The organism is bacterium, assembly GCA_021372775.1.
GTDB lineage: Bacteria > Acidobacteriota > Polarisedimenticolia > J045 > J045 > JAJFTU01.
In genome coordinates this window covers 1-1,914 of sequence record JAJFTU010000233.1, presented here as the reverse complement: position 1 = coordinate 1,914, position 1,914 = coordinate 1, and the positions used below count along the sequence as shown (strand labels likewise).

Annotated in this window: 2 protein-coding genes; one reads left to right on the top strand and one right to left on the bottom strand. The window is 75.4% G+C overall.

Annotation, left to right across the window (positions count from 1 at the left end):
• The coding region (locus LLG88_08410) for a sodium:proton antiporter (protein ID MCE5246925.1) at positions 1-1,111 on the top strand (1,111 nt) is incomplete at its 5' end.
• Positions 1,112-1,124: 13 nt separating this feature from the next.
• On the opposite strand, the gene chrA is transcribed toward LLG88_08410, so the two are convergent.
• On the bottom strand, positions 1,125-1,914 hold a 790-nt coding region (chrA, locus tag LLG88_08405), incomplete at its 5' end, for a chromate efflux transporter (protein ID MCE5246924.1).

The window sequence follows — 1,914 nt, the reverse complement described above, 5'->3', positions numbered from 1 at the left end:
GGGGCTCTTCACCGTCTCCGGCGGGCTCGTCCTCGAGGGGGACCTGCGGGGGACGCCGGCGACGAACACGGCGCTGCTCGGCGTCGGCGCGCTGCTCGCCTCGTGGATCGGCACGACCGGCGCGGCGATGGTCCTGATCCGCCCGCTGCTGCGCGCCAACGCCGCGCGGCGAAGCAGGACGCACACCGTCGTCTTCTTCATCTTCCTCGTCGCCAACATCGGCGGCGTGCTGACGCCGCTCGGCGACCCGCCGCTCTTCCTCGGCTTCCTGCGCGGCGTGCCGTTCTTCTGGACCTTCCGCCTCGCGCTGGAGATGGGGGTCGCGCTGGCGCTGCTGCTGCCGGCCTACTTCCTCCTCGACCGGCGCGCCTGGCGCCGCGAGCCGCCGGAGGCGACGGCGCCGCCGGCCGGTCCGCGCCGCCCGCTGCGGCTGCGCGGCCTCGTCAACCTGCCGCTCCTCGCGGGGATCGTCGGCGCGGTGATCCTCTCCGCGCTCTGGCGTCCCGGCGAGACGACGCTGTTCGGCGCGACCGTCGGCGTGCAGGAGCTCGTCCGCGACGGGCTGATCGTCGCGATCGGGCTGCTCTCGCTCGCGCTGACGCCGCGCGGGCTGCGGCGGGCCAACGGCTTCTCGTGGGGGCCGATCGCCGAGGTGGCGATCCTCTTCGCGGCGATCTTCGCCGCGATGATCGCGCCGCTGGCGATCCTCGGCGCCGGCGAACGCGGCGCGCTGGCGGGGCTCGTGCGCGCGGTCGATTCGCCCGCGGCCTTTTTCTGGGCGACCGGCCTGCTCTCCTCGGTGCTCGACAACGCGCCGACCTACCTGACGTTCTTCGCCGGCGCGCTCGGCCGCTTCTCCCCCGGCGCGCCGCACGGCGACGCGCTCGCCGCGCTGCTCGGCGCGCACGGGCACTACCTCGAGGCGATCTCCGCCGGCGCGGTCTTCATGGGCGCCAACACCTACATCGGCAACGCGCCGAACTTCATGGTCAAGGCGATCGCCGAGGAGGCGGGGGTGGAGATGCCGTCGTTCGGCGGCTACGTCGTGCGCTACTCGCTGCCGTTCCTGCTCCCCGTCTATGTCGTCCTGACGTTCGTGCTGTCGCTCTGAGCGGCGCGCGCGTTCAGCGCAAGGCCTGAACGGCGAGTCCGAGCAGCGCGCCGCCGACGACGAGCCACGCGGCGTTGACGCGGAAGCGGAGCGCGGCGACGAGGCAGGCCGCGGCGAGGAGCGCGGTGAACGGATCGACGATCGCCGCGCGGCCGAGCAGCGCGGCGACGAGCGCCATCAGCGCGACGGCCGCGGCGTTGACGCCGTCGAGGAACGCGGCGGCGGAGGGGGAGCGGCGCAGCTTCGGCAGGATCGGCGCGCTCGCGGCGACGTAGGCGAAGGCCGGAACGAAGATCGCGGCCGTGGCGACGGCCGCGCCGGCGGCGCCCCCGAGCAGGTAGCCGACGAACGTCGCGGTGCTGAAGAGCGGGCCGGGGGTGATCTGCCCGGCGGCGACCGCGTCGAGGAGCTGCGCCTCGGTCAGCCAGTGCCAGCGCTGCACGAGGTCGCCGCGGATGAAGGCGACGAGGACGTAGCCGCTGCCGTACAGCAGCCCTCCGACCTTGAGGAAGAAGAGGAACAGCGCCCCGAGCCCGAACGGCGCGGCGGCCGCCGCGGAGAGCGGCGCGGCGGGAAGGGCGGCGAGGGCGGCCGAGGCGGCGCCCGCGGGGCCGCCGCGCAGACGCGCCCAGAGAAGCGAGAGCGCGCCGGCGGCGAGGAGCGCGGCGAGCGGGTCGAGCCCGCAGGCGCAGGCGGCGAACGCCGCGACGGCGAGGACGGCCGCGCGCGTCCCGCGCAGCGCGCTCCGCGCGAGGCGGATCACCGCCAGCGCGATCACCGCGATGATCGTCGGCTTGACGCCG